Source organism: Alicycliphilus sp. T452 (genome assembly GCF_054512775.1).
The window spans coordinates 106,562-123,032 of sequence record NZ_JBTNEH010000003.1; the positions used below are offsets into that span (position 1 = coordinate 106,562).

Sequence of the window (16,471 nt, forward strand, 5' to 3'; positions counted from 1 at the left end):
TGTGTGATCAGCAATGGGTTGATCGTGGAGATCAGGGCTGTTTTAGGCCGCAAACAATAGGAACCTGCGGATGACCGGATTGATGGCTTAGAGGTACTTTTTGAAGCTGCCCGCGGTCAGGCTCACCGCGAGTCCCAGCAAGGCCGCGCTGGGCAGCAGAATCACCAGCGGATGCACCGAAATCGGCAGCGCGAGGTAGGTGACCCACGGCAGCACGGCTAGCGGCATCAACGAGGCTTTCGCACGGTGGTAGATGAAGCCCGATTCGCGGCCCGCGCCGAACCGGCGCACGTCGCGCCGCACCAGCCCGTCGATCAAGCCGACGAAGGCCGCGGTAAGGATCAGCGGTAGCGTGAGCACCAGGACCAGCAGGCGCACCAGGAACGTGAGCGTCGTGAAGGCTGCGGCGATCAGGTAGCTCTCGGCCCAGACATAGACCTGGCTGATGTAGTAGCGGAAGTTGCGCACGCCGTCCTGGCTCTTGCCCTGGCTGGGCGCACGGGCGCGCTCTGCGGTCTGGCTCGTGCGCTCCAGCAAGCCTGAGCGCACGAACACCCATTCGTAGCCGGTATCCACCAGTTGGTGTGCTGTACGCCCTGGCTCCTGCACGACCACGCTGCGCGTGAAGTGGTTCGACAGGTGCCCCAGCTCGTACTGCAGCATCTGCTGGGAATGCCGCCAGCCTTGATCCTTCCAGAACAAGTGCATGCCGACGCACTCCACCACGATCGAGAACAGCAGCGAGCCGATCAGCACCCCGAGCAGCCGGAACGGCAAGGTGATGGTGCCGACGATCAGGCCCTGGCGCTGGTTCTGCTCCCGTTGCGCGGTTGAGGCGGCATCCTTCATGGCGATGCCTCGTTGCCTGCGCTGTCCTCGGCGCCGGTGACCACCGCGCCAGGCTCGGCCGGAGCGGCGTCATCCAGCAGATCGTCGGGCAAGGACGCATCCTGCAAGGCCGGGGAACTGGTGAACTCCCACCACTGCGTGGCCTCGCTGTAGCTCCGGCGCATGTACCCCGCGAGTTGCTGCAAGTCCGCCGGCATCACTTCGTCCGGGTCCGGCGCCGGCAGCGGCATGCGCACCTTCCAAAGCTGGCCGCCCTGCAGCAGCGCGAAGCATTGGCCTTTGGGCAGGCCGACGACATGCGACGGCTCGATCATCGGTACGCTGGTGCTGCTGATCCGGTCCTGCGTGTTCGACGTGAAATCCGTCGCCCCACGGATGTCCGAGCTGTCGGTGGCGCCCGAGACGATGGTGGTCGTATAGACCTCGACCTTCGGCAACTGCCGGGTCAGCAGTTCGGCCGTGGCGGTCTCCCTGACCCTGAGCATGAACAGGTTGTTGAAATTTCCGATCACCTGGCCGGCCTTGGCCCGGTTGCCGATGCGGGCCTCGATGTCCGAGAGGGTCTGCGTGTACGCGGTAACCTGTAGCCCGGCACCACCGCCCTTGTTGATCAGCGGCACGAATTCGTCACCCATGAGTTCATTGAATTCGTCCGCATGGACATTGATCGGCACGCGCGCGCCGGCCGATGCACCCGGCAGGCCGTCGTCGATCCCGTGCTTGTAGATGTGGCCGGCGACCGACACGAGATCGCTGAACATCGAGTTGCCGACTGCGGCGGCGACCTCGGCGTCGGAGAGCGCATCCAGGCCCACATAGACGATGGCGCGCTTTCGGATGACCTGCATCCAATCGAAGATCGGACGTGGGTCGGCCAGGTCGGAGTAGTTCGGTGCCAGAAGCTGGGCGATCTTGCCGCTCGTGAGCTTCTCCAGCAGCGGCAGCAGCGATGCGACGATCTTGTCGAAATAGGTCTTGTCGTAGCGGACGGCACTGCGCAAGCCGTCGAGCACCGGGTCGTAGTTGCGCGCCTGGGAGAGGTACTGCTCCAGCGCCACGACGCGCTTCTCGCGCCCGATCATGTTCCTGGGGATGTTCTTCTCGTTGAGCTTGGCCTCGATCTGGACGATCACCTCCCAGGCCTTGGGCTCCGTCTTGGCGAAATAGTGCTGGGCGTACTCGATGAACAGCGCGTCGATGTTGATGACGTGCCGCTGGATCAGCATGTAGTCCGGGCGCTGCCCCAGTTCCACCAAGGCGCGCGCGATGATGTTGACGAACCGCCACGCGAACTCCCTGAAAGCGGCACTGTTGCCTTCGCCGGAGAGCTGCCCCGCGATGCGCGTCGCCACTTCCGAGATCCGGCCGAAGCGGCCCACGGCGTTGTAGCGGGCGCTGATTTCCGGCCAGCCCAGGTGGAAGATGTAGAACTCGCCTTCGCGGCCCGCGCGCTGGGCCTCGACGTACATCCGCTTCAAGAGATCGGCATCCCCCTTGGGGTCGATGACGATCACGACCTCGTGCTCGCCCGCGGCGTTCTTGCGGCGGATGTCCTGGGTGACGAACAACTCGGCGAGCCGCGTCTTGCCCACGCGCGTGGTGCCCAGCACCAGCGAATGCCCGACGCGCTCGCCCAGCGGCAGGCTGACATCCACCTCGTCGGGTTCGATGCCATGCAGCCGCGGCAGGCCGCCGACCGGCGGCAGCGGGCGCACCGGATTCATGGGCACGTCCCAGCCCGTGAGCGCGGGCAGCCGGGACAGCGGGAACGGCGCGAACTCCAGCCGTTCCTCCAGGCGCCTCGCCAGCCGGTAGGCCGGCGTCGGCTCCACGTACCGGCGAAACTCCGGCCGGTACGTCTGCATCAGCCTATGGGTGTGCTTCTGCTCCCAGAGGAACCCGCGCCCCACGAACAGCCGCTGCTGGCTGACCGGCACGTCCTTGCTCGTCATCACGTACCGCGGCAGGCGGCGGATGTTGCGCCGGTAGCGCAGGATGACGCGGGCATCGCGATAGCGGATTGCGCCGTAGGCGCCGAACGCCAGCGCGCTGCCGACGCCCATCGCTGGGCTCAGCGCGAGCGACCATGGGGCCACCAGGCACAGAAACGCGGCGCCTGCACACGCCGCGACGGTGTATAGCTCCACCGCTGGACGTAGCAGAACCTCGACCGGCTGTTTCCCCGACATGGCTTCATTGCTCGATGCCGGTGGCCGTGATCAGCGCCGGGTAGTGCCGCAGGCCCAGGCGATCGGCCAGGTCGTCTCCGGCCACGGGCGCGAGGGGCACGCCCGGCGCCAGGGTACGCAGCCGTGCCAGGCCCTGCACGGTCTCGACGTTGACCACCAGGCCGACCGCGCCGCGTTCGCGCAAAGCCGCGCCGCGCCGCTGCAACCAGGCCCGGGAAGCCTCGTCGTCGCCGATGACCGCGAACGGCCGCAGGCCGGGCGCTTCGATCACGCGCCGCGCGACGGTGCCGGGCGTGAGCTTGGTGCTGCGCACCGGCAGCATCGCGGCTTCGTCCGCTGGCGTGGCGGGAACCCGGGGCGTCGGGATGGGTGGCCGGGCCGGCGCGTTGGCGCGCGGCTGGAGGTTCAGGGCCTCGTAGTACGGCAGCGCCGACGTGCCGCCATGGTCCTCGACCACGATCAGCGGCTCGCCGGCACGCGAGGCCAGCGGCAGGCCTGCCAGCAGCACGAGCAGGACCGTGAATGCGAGATGGGCCGGATGGGGTTTCGTCATGGGGAGGTCTCCTGGCGCGCGGCGAGGACCGCGGCGGTTGGGCGTGCGCCCTGCACGCGGGCAAGGTGGCGGGACACGCTGCGCCGATAGCGGGCGGCGGGCTCGCCACCCGCAGGACGGTGGTAGCGGCCGATCGCCAGCAGCCAGTCCTCGCCGGAGGTGTGCTGCTCCTTCAGGATCTCGGCGGCGATGGCGAGGTTGCGGTACGGGTCCAGCAGGTCGCACGCGCTGGTGAAGCGGTGCTTGTGGTAGCCGAGGTTGATCTGGCCCAGGCCCGCGTCGATGCGCGTGTGCGGCGTGGCGCGCATCGCCTGCTGCAGGCCGGCGCAGGCATCGGCCCGCGTGGCGAAGCGGCGGGACTGGCCGGCGACGTTGAGGGACCACGGCCATGGGACGATGCGCCCGTTGCGCCGGAGGCCGCTCTCCTGCAAGGCCACGGCGTAGAGCACCGTCGAGGGGATGCCTGCGCGCTGGGCGGCAAGCTGGTAGGCCGGTGGCGGAACCTCCTGGGCATGGCCCGTGCAGGTGTACAGGCCAGCGGCGAGCACCAGTGCGCGCAAGAACTGCGATACGCGGGCGGCTACGGCTGGCGCTGCCATTGGCCGTTCACCTCGCGCACGGCGGCGGGCAAGTCACCGGACAGGCCGAGCGCCAACCAACGGCCACTGTCGTGGTTGAGCGTGATGCTGCCGGCCCGCACGCGCGCCGGGTCGATCTGCGCGCGCTTGGCCCAGTCCCGAATGCGCGCGTCGTCCTGGCGGCTGCCCACCATGTACAGGTCGAACTCCGCGCCCGAGGATTGCAGGCGCTGCACGAGCTGCCCGCAGGCGGCGCAGCCGTCCTTGACGAACACCGCCATGCGGCCGCTGCCGCGCGTGGCGACAGCGCCCGGCTTGTCATCAGGCAGGTTCACGCGCTGCATGCCCGGATTCAGACGCTGCCAGGCTTCGTCGTAGGCGCGCTGGTAGGCGAGCAGCTTCTCGACGCGGCGCGCTTCGACCTGCACCTGCAGTTCTGCGTAGCGCCGCCGCTCTTCGTCGGTGCGTGCCTCGATGCCCAGGGCGGAAAGCGGGTCCAGGTTGGGCGAGTAGATACCCAGCGGCCCGTCCATCAGCTCGCGGTAGCGTTCCCATTCCTGCCGTTGCAGACCCCATTCGCTGGCCGTCCGGTCGTCCAGCACGCGGGCGGCCAGCGGGCGCTCCTGGCTCTGTGCATTGCGCGCGGGTGCCGTGGCGGGTTGCTGCGCCCAGGCGGGCCACTGCACCGACGCCAGCACGAGTACGGAAAGGAGGATCGACGGCTTCATGGGGTGTGCTCCGGTCAGGGGATCGCCACGCGGCGCGTCTGGTCGCCGGCCTGGAACACCGCGGTGTTGCCCTCGACCGCCTGCAAACGCCATGGGCCGACCGCATCACCGGGCAGCAGCACCTGAAGCTGGTCGGGTGTGAGGTCCCCGGCTGTCGGCGCGACCGACACGCTGCGCTGGCCGGCGCGCAGTTCGGCGCCGACGACGCGGAACGGCAGTGGCGGCGGTTCGGCCTTGGAGGCGGCGGGCTTGCTTGGTGCGCGTGCTTGGACGGGCGCTGCGGCACGCGCGGCGGTCTGGCGTGTCTTGATCTGCTCGATCTCCGCGCGCAGTGCCTGAAGATCGTCGGCGGCGGCATAGCCGTTCAGCGACTTCTCCACCTGGGCGGCGCGCGCTTCCAGGATTTGGCGGGTATCTTTGAGGTCAGCGGCCGTTGCGACGGCAGGACGCTGCTGGATAGCCTCGATCGTCTCGGCCAGGCCAGTCGCCTGCGCTTCCAGGCGTTGCAGGCGTGAATCCAGCCGGTCCTGGTCGGTTTGGTCGCGCATCGCCAGGTAGCCGAGCGCCACGATGACGCTGAGGCCGATCAGCCAGAGCCAGAGCAGGCTTTGCACCACCACGGCGGCGGTCGGGCGCCGCGAAGGTTGCGGAGCATTCATGGCTGGCCTCCTGGAATGGAAGGCATCAGCGGGAAGGTCTGCACTGCATCGGCGGCGCTCGGCTCGGGCGTGGGTTCGACGGCCACGCGGTCGCCGGGCCGGTCGAAGCAAATCTGTCGGGCGCGGTCATCCGCGTGCAGTTCCCAGGCCGGCCCAGCCAGGGTGAGCAGTGCATCGCGCAAGGTCATGGGACCGAGATGCAGGTGCGCCGCCGGCAGCGGCAGCGCGTACAGTTCGATCACGGCATGCGCGGTCTGGCACAGGCCGTAGCCGCTGCGTTTGAGTACGTGCCGCAGCCCATCCCCGACCGTGGCGCGTGCATCCTCGGGCATGGACACGTCGATGGTCTGCAACAGCAGGTCGCGCTGCGCTGCCATGGGTGCCAGTTCGACCAGTGTGTAGCGGGCGTAGCGCACGACCGGGATGTACTCGGGCGCTTCGGGTTCGGGCGCGGCCGAGACTTCCTCGATGGTGTCGAGCGCGACCGGCGCAGTCGTCGTCGCGCAGCCACCGGCCAGCACCGACCACAGCAGGCCGAGAAATCCCGCCAGCAGGCGGCGTTCGGGATGGTGAAACCAGGGTGGAGAGGGGCACATAGCTCGGCGTCCTGAAACATCGAGCCCTCACCATCGCCGCTCTGGCCACGAACGGCAGCAAACAATGCGAACCACGCAGCGCCCGATTTACCGGGAGCGGAAAAAAAACGGCCCCGAAGGGCCGTAAGTGGAACGTGTCATGCGGCGACAAGCTGCCGGGCCAGTGCGACCTCGACGGAATCGCCGTCCTGGTTCAGGACATCGAGCCCCGATTCGGGCACGTCGCCCGAGGTGGACTGCGAAACCATGATCTTCTTGGCCATCAGCTCCAGGCAGGTCATCTGCGAAGTGGCAGCGTAGCCGAGGTAGATCACGCGCACGTGCTGTTTCTGCCCGATGCGCCAGGAGCGGCGTGCCGCCTGTTGAAGGCTATAGACGTTGTAGCCAGACTGCATGAACACAATCGTCGGGAAGTCCAACAGGTCCAATCCCGTCTTGACCAATTCGGGATTGGTGATGAGCACGTCGATGCCACGGTCCAGTTGCTCGGCGATCCAGTCCTCGCGACGACTGGCATCCACGCTTGCGCGCAGCACTGCCACCCGAAAACCTTCCTGCTCCAGCAGCACCTTCAGGCGCGACGTGGTGTCGCGCGTGCCGGTATAGACCGTGTAGGCGAGGACCTTGCGCCCCTGCGCCTTCTCCTCTTTGCAGATGTCGATCAGCTCACGCTCCTTGGGGCTGATCTCGAACTCGTTGAACTGAGCCGGGACGAACGCCAGGGTGTTGCGCGTGCGCGGATGCACCACGGTCTCCGACCGGAAGCAGCAATCCGGCCAGGCCAGCAGCACGTTGAGGACCACACCCAGCAAGGTCGTATCGCGTCGCGCCAGAGCCTGTTTCAGCTCCGCGGTCAGCCGACCCGCCAGATCGCGGTAGGCCGCGGCTTGCGCCGTGTCCATCGCGACTTCGCGGAACTCCTCGTCATACGGCGGCAGGACGTTGCCGCCGATGTCCTTGAGCTTGAGGAAGATCGTGAACGGCAGGATGCAACGAAGTACGCCCTTGGGGCCGAAGCCCGGGGCCTTGACCGTGCGCACCGATACCTTGGTGCCCTTGGCCGTCTTGTGCGCCGTGCCGGTGCTCTCGGAATAGATGTCCTTCAAGACCCCGTGATCGCGCATGAACGCCATCGCGGCCGAGGTCATGCTGCCGCTCGTGGTCGGGCGGTAGCCGTCTTCGATCATCCGCCCCGGAAGGGCTCGGAACAGCAGGTGAAAGAGATCATCACCATAGCCGCCCATCAGCGTGCCGGTCAGCAGCAAGGTCTTGCGAGCCTTCGCCGCCAGCACGCCCATGGCCTGGCCTTGGGCACTGCCACCGTTCTTGTACTCATGGGCCTCGTCGGCGACGAGCAGGTCGAACGTGCCTTGCGGAAGGTATCTCTTGATAAACTCGGACGGTTGGTAGCCGCCCTCACCGAAGCCAAACTCCATGCTGGCCATCGCACGTTCCATGCGCGTGGCCTGACGGTCGGAAAACACCAGCTCGCCGTTGCCGTCCATGAGGTTGATGAACTCATGCACGTTGTCCCCCAACATCGAGGCAAGGAAACCATCACCGAAGCGCTTCATGAGCTTCTGCGCGGTGATTTCCCCGATGGTCGGGATGCGCTTCAAGGCTTTGAGGACGGCCGAGGATTGGTCGCTGCCGGACAGGCTTCTCGGGCGGATCAGCGTCCACAGGGGCGCAGCGCAATGGCCACACTTCCTGCGGTACTCCTCGGCTTCGAGCGCGACCGGGTTGACCGGCTCGCCGTCGAGGTCGGTGATGACCGTGCCGCAGTCCGGGCACGCTGCCACGTCGCCGTGGCGGGTGCGCCGCGTGGTGAAGACGGGCTTCCAGTGGAAGCCCATCCGCATCCTCACGCGGCCCAGGACGAAGAACTCCTGACCCGTGGGCTGCACACCCAACTGCTCACGCAGCTTGATGAGCTTGACGAGCGTATCCGGCCCGTTGAGCACCCACACTTTGGCGCCCGCTACCGTCTCCTGGATCTCGCGCCGCCACTTGTAAACAAGGTGCGGTGGCGAAAGCACCAGGGTGCGGCGGTAGCCTTCGGCGTTGAGGACGGCGGCCGTGGCGATGCCGACGGTCGTCTTGCCGCAGCCCATCTCGCCGTTGACGATCGCGGCGCGTTCGCCACGGTCGATCAGCAGTTCGGCAGCAGCGTGGACGACTTCGGCCTGGGCCGGGAACAGCTTGCGCTTGAGGCTGGCGACGATGACTTGCCGGTGCGCCTGCGGTTGGCCGGTATAGACCGGCGGATTAGCGCTGTTGAGGGCGTCGAGTAGTTCGTCGCCGAACTCGCCGACAAAATCCTGAAGGCTCAGGGTCAGAGGGGAAGATTCCGCGTCGAGCAGTTCGCCCTGTACGGGCGCGGATTCAGCGGCAGTGGTTTCGAGATCGAGGGACATGGTGATGCTCCAAAGAAAAATGGGGCATGCACCACCCCCCAGCGGGGCAATGGCATGCCCCGTGGTGGGAAGAGAATCGACGCGTGGCTGAGGGTGGTTGAAGGTGCTGGCCTGGGCGGCCCGCAGGTGAACCGTGCTCAGTCTTCGGACGGAAGCACGATGACGGTTGCGCAGCGCTGCGAATCGGTGACGATGCGAATGGCGAGCCCCGGATGGATCACGTAGTGCGATTCCAGCGACGCGCCCGATTGAAGCGCGCTGCTGTTCGTCTGCCATTGCTGGATGTTGACGTCGCCCCAGTCGCCACGGGTGTGGCGCCTGAAGTACGGGATCGGGTCCAGGCGACCCGCGCGGACCAGGCGGTCAACACCTCTGCTGAAGATGAGCGCCCCGATGGGGAACGCCAGCCGCTGGCAGTAGGTTTCGATGCGATGCGATGCCATGGGCTCCTCCTTGATGAGTCATTGAGCCACGACACCCCTGCCGGAGTGAAGTGGCTCCGTCAGGTGGATGAGGATGACGATGTGGGGCCTCAGATCAGGTCCCGCTCTTCGGGAAGCTGGACCACCGTGGTCTGGTGGTCCTCGCTGGTCTTGACGATCAGCGCCAGGTCCGGCGTGATCCTGAACTGCGAGATCATTAGGTTGTCCAGTTGGATCGCCACGTCGTTGGCTTGGCGTGTGGCCTCATCGATCTCGCCCCAGTCCCCGCGCACATGGCGCTGGACATAGGCCAAGGGGTCGATCAGGCCTCGCCGGGCCAGCCAATGCACCTTCTCGCTCAACTTCAACGTACTCGGTGCGAACAACGGTTGCTTGTGCGGCGCAGGCCGCTTGAACGGATTGGGGATCATGGTGTTTCTCCTTCGAGTTGGTACAGCAGGACGGCAGCGCGTCCGGTGGATCAGCGAATGGTCAACACCTCGCCCCGTGTCGCGGAGCCAGGTGTCATGTCCCACGCGCGGATGACGGGAACGAACTTGTCGGTGAGGATGCGGGTCTCGGCGATGGAGCCGTCTTCGCGTTCGGTGAACTCCCGCTGGAGCGTCTTGTCCTTGTGGGTGTCACCTTTGACGACGAGCACGCGCCCGGTCTTGGAGCGCACAACCCCCGAGATCGCACCCGCGGCCAGAGCCAGGGCGAGATGCCAGCGGGACAAGGCCCGCGCCGGTGGACGCAGCGATTGCTGCGCAGCCCCCAGGTGCGTGTCCTGCGATGGCCACAAGCCTTGCAGCCTGCCAACCTCATCGGCGAACTGCTCGGGCTCCATCGTCACGCGGAAGAAATGCTCTGGCTCGGCCGGGCTGGCGGGGACGATGTACGGCAGGAACGGCCACTCGCTCGGCAGTTCCTCGGCTTCGACTTCGCCTTGCCCTACCTGCAACAGCAGATTGCGCACGGCCTTGACGCCATCGGGCACCTGCTCGCGCTGGCGCACCCGGCGTCCGAAGATCACCACCTGCTTGAACTGCGTCTCCACCGCTCGGTAGATGCGCAGGTCCGTGTAGTGGCGCGTCAGCCAGCCGACCAACTCCGCGTCGAGCACGTAGCCGGGGACGATGAAAACCAGCACGCCGCCGTATTGCAGCAGCGAGAGCGTGCGCTGGTAGAACAGCTTTTCAAGGCGGGCACGGCCCTGGCCCTGATAGCCGATGTTGCCGTTGACGTCCTTGGACAGGTCCCCATACGGCGGGTTGAGCCAGAGCAGCCCGAAGGACTGCTTGGAGACCATCGTGTCCATCAGGTCCGCGTGCAGGCAGTGATCGACCAGGCCGCGGGCATGGCGCGCCCGCTCCGCGTCGAACTCGACGGCGAACGCCTTTGCCTGCTCGCGCCCGAGGGCATGGGCGGCTTCGGCGATCGCCACGCCTTCGCCGGCGCAGGGATCGAGGATGCACATCGGCCCGTCGCTGGGCATCAGTGCGTTGAGCGCTCTTTCGAGCGTGGGTTCGTCGGTCGGGAAATATCCGTTCTTGACGAAATTGCGGGCGAGCCGCGGGAACATGAGGGCCATGGAAGTCTCCTGGTTGGCGGGGATGAAACACGGAAGTACGCCAAGGCGTGCCTCCGAGGGTGGGTCAAGCCGCTACCGCTTCCGGCGTCCAAATCTTGGCCGGATACGGATAGGCGGTGAGCGCGTCGCTGCGGATCAGGGAGCCGAGCGCCAGGGTCAGCGCCGGCACGTCGATGGCGAGCCGATGGCCTTCCAGCGGCCCGAGGGCGAACGGAAGGCGGGCCAGCATCTCGCGGGTTTGCAGCAGTTCCAGCACGGTCTCGCGCCAGTGATCGAGCAGCGGCAACGGGCAGGTGTCCCGCACCAGCATCCACAGGCGGTCAAGCCTGTGGGCGCTGTCGCGTGGCAGCAGTGCCAATGCGCTGGCGTTGGCCTTGTCGGGCTTGACGCAGCGCCGGTCGAACAGCCACACGTTGGACAGCGAGCCGAACAGCGTCCGCCGGTACGCGCGCGTGATGCGCTTTTCCAGGCGATCGACGTTGCCGATGAATACCGGGACGCTGCCGCCCTGGTCGGTGATGACGTGGAACTGGTCCAGTCCCTGCTCGTCGCGCCCGAGGGTCAGGCGAGCGAGGAACTGCTGGACGGCGGTGTCCCGCGCCCAGATGGACAGGAAGATCAGGTTGCCCTGGTCATCGCCGACGCAGGCGTCGGCCATCACGTCCGGGCATTCGTCGATGCGGTACAGCGTGGAAGAAGTGTTTGCGGGCATGGTGGTGTCCTCGGATGAACGGGAACAGCACCGCCCGCTGGGGCAAGTACTGCCCCAGGGGGTGGAAGAAAACCGCTCAGTCCGGCTCGAACTGCCGGGTGTGCGGGTTGAAGTGAAGCGGCTCGTCCGCCGAAGTGATCGGCGTGAAGCCTTCCAGGTAGATGTTGTTGAGGTACTGGTCGCGGTAGGTCAGTGCCTGCCGTGCCTGGTCCTCGGTGAGGCCGTTGTCGATGAAGTACGCCAGCATTTCCTCGTCGGAGGACACTTCGTCGTTGGACAAACTCCCTTCAACGAGTGCCAGCAACGAGGGCGGAAGCGTTGCCAGGATCGGGTCCATGTCGGTTCCTCCTGGCTCAGGCCATCGACGCCGCGGCGGATGCCGCGGATGCCGTGGGTGTGCGCCGCCGGGCGTGGTAGGCGCGAACGCCTGCACGCCAGTCGGCGGACTGCTCCGGTGCGAGGTCCAGATAGGACAGCGGGCACGTGTAGTAGTACGGGTGCATGGACTCGTCCAAGGACTTGTAGCCCCACTGGCCGCCGCTTCGTTCAAGCAGATCGCAGCGGATGTAGCGCAGGGACTGGCCCGGTGCGAGATCACGATGCACGCCTTCGACCTTGGCGGTCACTTCGGCGACGGACCACAGCACGTTGCCGCGCAGGGTGTGAGCGATGACCTTGACGCTGGCGCGCTCGGTCTCTTGCGGTGCGATCAGTTCCGCGATCAGTTCGGACCGCGATTGGTTTGAGAAATACCAGCCCATGAGAGGCCTCCTCGAAAAGTTGAGCTGAAGGCCTCCCCGTGGGGAAGAACCCCCAGCGGGTGATGGAATGCCGCATCTGCGGCGAAGGAACCTATGCGTCGCCCTCAATCCCAGTCGTCATCGTCTCGATCACAACCGGCCGGGCAGTAGCCGAACTCGATCCCGTGCGAGCAATAGCCATGCTCCGCATTCCAGTCCTGGGTTTCCTGCCGTTCGGCAGGTGTTGCGTAGTCCCATTCCTGGGCCGCGATTTCGAGAGCCTGAGCACGTTGCTCATCCGGCAAACGATTGGCCTGTGCGTCGATCGCCGAACTGAAGAGAGTCACGTAGTGGTCGTAGGACAAGCCGCAACCGCGCTGGGCGTGTGCGGCGGCCGCTTTGCAAAGGTCCCGCCACGCGGGTTCATCCAGCGTTGAACGCGGGGTATCGCAAGCGATGGTGGACATGATGGAGACCTCCAGAAAATGGCCAGGGCCTCCCCCGCATGGGAAAGGAACCCCGGCGGGTGGATGAAGAACACCGCGCATGCGGCGTCTGCGATCACGCAGGTTTTGGTTCGGCCTGGCGGCTCCACTCCTGCGTCTTGAAGTCCAGCGCGTAGCCCAGCTCGCCCAGGCGGGCGATCTGCGCGCGCAGGGTGCGGCGGTCGATGGTCGAATCCAGTTTCACGGACTCGCCCAGCGGCCACAGCAGGCCGAAGAGCGCGGCGTCACCGTCTTCGGTGCTGCCGGGGGCAGCGGCCGTAGCAGGCGGTGGCGCATCCACGCCGAAGGGCGTGGTATCGACCAGCGGGTCCGCGGACGCCTGCACGGGTGCGGGCTTGGCGGGCCTGGACGCTTTGGTCGGCTTGGCCGGCGTTGTCGCAGGCTGCGCCCCTTGCTCTTCATCGAGCGGATCGACGTCCTGGGTGGCGAAGCTGCGGGCTTCGTCGCGGCTGAGTTTGTCGATGCCGTTGAGCGTCATGCCGTCGAGGCTGGCACGGATCTCGAACCGCATGCCGCCGCCGACCGGATAGGACTTCGGGAAGATGTACCTGATGATGAATTCCCCGTCGTACTTGCCTTCGGGGTACTGCTCCAGCTCCGGGTCTTTGACCTCGAAAGTACCGAGGTGCGTGGCGAGGCGGCCAACCGTGAACGGGCCGTTCTTGCCGCGGATGGTACGCAGCGTGAGCTGGCCGGGGACGACGATGGGCGCAACCGATTTCTCGGAAGCCGATGGGGTTGCCATGATGGTTCTCCTGATGATGAATGACGGGCCGCCGACGGCACCCGGTGGATGAGAGGAAATGGCCTCGCCCGAGGTGGGCGAGGTCCGCGTGGCATCACGCCTTGAGCTGGCGCATGCCTTCGGCCAGCAGCCACAACGCCCGGTTCAGGCGCAGGTTCTGGTCGATGCCTTGCACCGGACGGGTGCGCTGATTGCGGCCGTTGGCCGTGCGTCCGTTCAGGCCCCCTTTGACGAGGTTCTCCTGGACGCGGTTGAAGACGGCCCACAAGTCGTTCTTGCGGTCGTCCCATCGCCGGGGTGCCAGCAGTTGGCTCTCCGTGACAGGCGTGGACTTGGCTGGATCGTCGTACTTGAGTGCGAGCGCGGAGTTTGCAAAGACCTCCGCTTCGCCCTCATCGAGGGTGATGGTGCGCATCGCATCGCGCGCGTTCTGCACGCGCTCGAAGCCTTCGAGGACTCCGTAGGCACCTTCGATCACCTGGCTGGCCACGTCGCCCTTGTGGGGAACGCGGATGTCGGCGGTGGTGTCACCGCAAACCAGGCCGTTGTGGCAGACGAACCGGAACATGCCGGCGAGCATCTGATAGCTGCTCGTGCCGTCGTGGCTGTTGAGCAGGATGATCTCGTTCGCCTCGTCGCCGTTGATCTGGCTCGCATGGCGAAGTCGGATGAGGTGCTTCGTGTACTCGCGCCGGTCTTCGTTGCGCACGCGTGTCTGGCACACCATGAAGGGCTCGAAGCCCTCCTGGCGCAGCTTGGTCAGCACGGTCGAGGTCGGTATGTAGGCATACCGATCGGACCGGCTCCCATGCGGAGCGTCGGCGAAGATCGACGGAACGACGGCACGAATGCGGTCGTCCGAGAGTGGACGATCGGAGCGCAGGATCGGGGATTGCGGAGCAAAACGGGATGCCAGAGACATGGCTGATCTCCTTTGAGAAATGCGGTAACCGCGCGGCGGTGAGACCACGCGGAACTCGGGGGATGAAATGCGCAAGCGCGCGTCATGGGGACGCGGCGGATGCGGGAAGAGAAGCGACAAGGCCCCGTGAGGGGCCATGCCGTATCAGAACGAAGCAGCCAATGCCGGCTCCTGCTCCTCGACTTGCGCCTCGGGCTCGCGCTCGGCGGGCTCGGTGGCCGTGTCGATGGCGTCGTCGGCTTCGGACGCGGATGCGTCTTCGGCCGGCGGCGCCTCGGGTTGCGCCTGGCTCGTCGGATAGACCTGGGTGCCGTCGATCTTGATCAGACCGATGTGGACCAGCGTCGATTCCAGGCTTGCGGCCGGTTCCCCGGCGTGCTCGCCCTTGGTGCGGATGTACGGATCGATCTTCATGTCGTTCAGACGGAAGGCGATCAGCACCTTGCGGTCACCCTCGATGGCCTGAACGCACCGGCGAACCAGATGCTCGGCTTCCGGGGTGGCGACGATGGTGTCGAAGTACCGATACTCCGGTTCATCGACAGGCCCGGCCAGTGCTGCGACGGTGCAAGAGAGGAACGAGTCGCCAGCCTTTGGGGTGACGTCCTTCACACGATTGAGATAGCCGATGCCGCGGGTGATCAGCTCGTGCTGCTCGATCGAAGCCAGTTCGGCCCGGTCGATCAGTTCGGCCTTGAGCAGTCGCGCCTTGAGGGACGCGGCGGCCTGACCCTTCTGCTCACCCTTGTCGCGGATGTACACATCGCCCCACAGGTCACCGAGGCGAAAGCGCACCAGCGGGCGCTGCTTGGGATCGTCAACGCCGATGTAGCGCTGAACGAGCTTCTTGGCCTCGGCACCCGAGACCTTGACGTCGAAGTAGCGGTAGCTGGGGTCCCGGGCGGGGCCGACCAGCGCGGCGATGGTGCATGCCAGGAAAGGCTGCGCACGGCGGCCGCCCCGGACGGGCACTTCACGGACACGCTGGATGTAGCCGATGCCCGAGGTGTGGAGGTCGAAATACGATTTCTCGTTGGACGTGGTGTTCATGGTGAATCTCCATTGGGATGAAGCGGAGACACACCGGCCCACGCATGCGGGGAAGGTGCGTGACCCCGCGGTGGGTTGATAAGGCGAAAGCATCCGCCACCAGAGGCTGGTGGCCGCTCGCGGAAGGATGCGGTGCGAGCTGGCTCGGTCACGCAGTGGGAACTGCGCCGCAACCTCGAAGACCGATGGTTGCCTGGCATGTCGCTGACGACGTCAGCAGGCATGGGGCCAGCATGGCGGGGCCTCGCGCGCGCGGCAGCAATCAATCGGCACCCGGGCGCTTCCCTTTGTCCGCGCCACCCGGCGCCTGTCACAGGCACTTGGCGCCGCGCAGGTGCTCGGGGGTATCGGCGCGCGGACGGCCGGGACGGCTCCAGGCGCCGCCACCGCGCGCGCCGATCAGCCGCCAGCCGGCGGCGCGCAGGCTGGCGCCACCTTCGTCGGGCATGGTGTAGGTGAGCAGGCGTATGTAGCCCAGCGCCCTTGCCGCCTGCCAGGCCGCGCCGTAGAGCTTGCTGCAGGCGCTGGGTGTGCCGTCGGTGCACAGCCGCGTGACTTCCAGCGTCCAGGTGCCGCGCGACCGGGCGGCCGACAATGGCCACGCCGTGGATCAGGTCGCTGTCGCTCAGCGTGACGGCCAGGGCGAACTTCGCGCCCTGGACCGGGCGGTGGTGGCGATGGTGCGACAGAACGAATGCATTGGCCGTGCGCAGCGACACCGGTAGGAGGTGCAGCCTCGGCGAGGTCGATGGCGTGTTCATGCGGTTGTCTCCGGTGGCATGCCGGCGTTGTGGCCGGCGGGGCGTGCCTCGGCGGCTGGAGACAAACGCGCACGCGCGGCGATGGCGGCGGTGCGAACAAAAGAAGGCCCCCGATGCGGGGGCTGCGAGGCGGTTGCCGCGTCAGGCGGGAGGCACCAATGCTAAGGACAGGTGCGTGGCGGTGGCGGAAAGCACGAGATCGTCCGCCGAGTGCTGGAGGCGCGTGAACAGGCCGTCCTTCGGGTCGAAATACTCCGCGAAGTCATCGCCGCCCAGCTCGCGGCCGGCGAGGTGCCACCAGTCATCGAACGGGTCGGTGTCCGGGTTGCATCCGACGGCGTAGGCGAGCAGTGCCTGGCGCCCATCCGGGCGACGCTCCCCACGCTCGGCGAGGAAGTACACGCCCTGATCCTTGACCAGGACAATGCGGCACTGATTGGGGACGTCTCAGAA

The 16,471-nt window shown here is 66.5% G+C and carries 18 protein-coding genes and 2 pseudogenes; all 20 read right to left on the minus strand.

The annotated features are described in order from the left end of the window. Positions 1-87: 87 nt before the first annotated feature. Positions 88-849, minus strand: a complete 762-nt coding sequence (locus ACX12L_RS03510; RefSeq protein WP_013520779.1) for a TIGR03747 family integrating conjugative element membrane protein — start codon at positions 847-849, stop codon at positions 88-90. Continuing rightward, positions 846-3,038 (minus strand): type IV conjugative transfer system coupling protein TraD, encoded by a 2,193-nt coding sequence (gene traD / locus ACX12L_RS03515; RefSeq protein ID WP_013520778.1) that lies wholly within the window; start codon positions 3,036-3,038, stop codon positions 846-848. Before traD ends, ACX12L_RS03510 begins: the two co-directional genes overlap by 4 nt. Positions 3,039-3,042: 4 nt before the next feature. Continuing rightward, the gene (locus ACX12L_RS03520) at positions 3,043-3,591 is read right to left on the minus strand and encodes an integrating conjugative element protein (protein WP_013520777.1); all 549 of its coding nucleotides are present in this window, start codon (positions 3,589-3,591) and stop codon (positions 3,043-3,045) included. After that, on the minus strand, positions 3,588-4,190 hold the full coding sequence (locus ACX12L_RS03525) for a transglycosylase SLT domain-containing protein (RefSeq protein ID WP_013520776.1): 603 nt from the start codon (positions 4,188-4,190) through the stop codon (positions 3,588-3,590). The genes ACX12L_RS03520 and ACX12L_RS03525 overlap by 4 nt, the downstream gene beginning before the upstream one ends. After that, positions 4,172-4,897: a TIGR03759 family integrating conjugative element protein gene (locus tag ACX12L_RS03530; RefSeq protein ID WP_013520775.1), complete on the minus strand. Its 726-nt coding sequence runs from the start codon at positions 4,895-4,897 to the stop codon at positions 4,172-4,174. The genes ACX12L_RS03525 and ACX12L_RS03530 overlap by 19 nt, the downstream gene beginning before the upstream one ends. A gap of 14 nt (positions 4,898-4,911) precedes the next feature. Further along, on the minus strand, positions 4,912-5,556 hold the full coding sequence (locus ACX12L_RS03535) for a hypothetical protein (protein WP_013520774.1): 645 nt from the start codon (positions 5,554-5,556) through the stop codon (positions 4,912-4,914). After that, on the minus strand, positions 5,553-6,152 hold the full coding sequence (gene pilL2 / locus ACX12L_RS03540) for a PFGI-1 class ICE element type IV pilus protein PilL2 (RefSeq protein WP_013520773.1): 600 nt from the start codon (positions 6,150-6,152) through the stop codon (positions 5,553-5,555). The genes ACX12L_RS03535 and pilL2 overlap by 4 nt, the downstream gene beginning before the upstream one ends. 137 nt (positions 6,153-6,289) lie before the next feature. Further along, complete coding sequence (locus tag ACX12L_RS03545; RefSeq protein ID WP_459261333.1) at positions 6,290-8,569, minus strand: helicase-related protein; 2,280 nt, start codon at positions 8,567-8,569, stop codon at positions 6,290-6,292. Positions 8,570-8,706: 137 nt separating this feature from the next. After that, a complete protein-coding gene (locus ACX12L_RS03550; protein ID WP_003116817.1) occupies positions 8,707-9,012 on the minus strand; it encodes a hypothetical protein in 306 nt (101 codons plus the stop codon). A gap of 89 nt (positions 9,013-9,101) precedes the next feature. Further along, positions 9,102-9,422: a methyltransferase gene (locus tag ACX12L_RS03555; protein ID WP_459261334.1), complete on the minus strand. Its 321-nt coding sequence runs from the start codon at positions 9,420-9,422 to the stop codon at positions 9,102-9,104. Positions 9,423-9,472: 50 nt separating this feature from the next. Further along, positions 9,473-10,606, minus strand: coding sequence for a DUF6094 domain-containing protein (locus ACX12L_RS03560; RefSeq protein WP_223224654.1), 1,134 nt, complete (start codon positions 10,604-10,606; stop codon positions 9,473-9,475). A gap of 40 nt (positions 10,607-10,646) precedes the next feature. Beyond that, positions 10,647-11,294, minus strand: coding sequence for a hypothetical protein (locus ACX12L_RS03565; protein WP_003116820.1), 648 nt, complete (start codon positions 11,292-11,294; stop codon positions 10,647-10,649). A 76-nt stretch (positions 11,295-11,370) separates the two neighbouring features. Next, positions 11,371-11,631 (minus strand): hypothetical protein, encoded by a 261-nt coding sequence (locus ACX12L_RS03570; RefSeq protein WP_003090124.1) that lies wholly within the window; start codon positions 11,629-11,631, stop codon positions 11,371-11,373. A 16-nt stretch (positions 11,632-11,647) separates the two neighbouring features. Continuing rightward, on the minus strand, positions 11,648-12,055 hold the full coding sequence (locus ACX12L_RS03575; protein WP_003116821.1) for a hypothetical protein: 408 nt from the start codon (positions 12,053-12,055) through the stop codon (positions 11,648-11,650). 104 nt (positions 12,056-12,159) lie between these two features. Beyond that, the gene (locus ACX12L_RS03580) at positions 12,160-12,501 is read right to left on the minus strand and encodes a hypothetical protein (protein ID WP_003116822.1); all 342 of its coding nucleotides are present in this window, start codon (positions 12,499-12,501) and stop codon (positions 12,160-12,162) included. A gap of 94 nt (positions 12,502-12,595) precedes the next feature. After that, complete coding sequence (locus tag ACX12L_RS03585) at positions 12,596-13,285, minus strand: DUF3275 family protein (RefSeq protein ID WP_459261335.1); 690 nt, start codon at positions 13,283-13,285, stop codon at positions 12,596-12,598. A 94-nt stretch (positions 13,286-13,379) separates the two neighbouring features. Continuing rightward, complete coding sequence (locus ACX12L_RS03590; protein ID WP_003050347.1) at positions 13,380-14,207, minus strand: DUF932 domain-containing protein; 828 nt, start codon at positions 14,205-14,207, stop codon at positions 13,380-13,382. A gap of 144 nt (positions 14,208-14,351) precedes the next feature. Then, positions 14,352-15,257: a DUF3577 domain-containing protein gene (locus ACX12L_RS03595; protein ID WP_313301100.1), complete on the minus strand. Its 906-nt coding sequence runs from the start codon at positions 15,255-15,257 to the stop codon at positions 14,352-14,354. Positions 15,258-15,567: 310 nt separating this feature from the next. Further along, positions 15,568-16,018, minus strand: a pseudogene (locus tag ACX12L_RS03600) (XF1762 family protein). A 141-nt stretch (positions 16,019-16,159) separates the two neighbouring features. After that, a pseudogene (locus ACX12L_RS03605) lies at positions 16,160-16,456 on the minus strand (DUF3085 domain-containing protein); the annotation flags it as partial. Between the last annotated feature and the right edge of the window lie 15 nt (positions 16,457-16,471).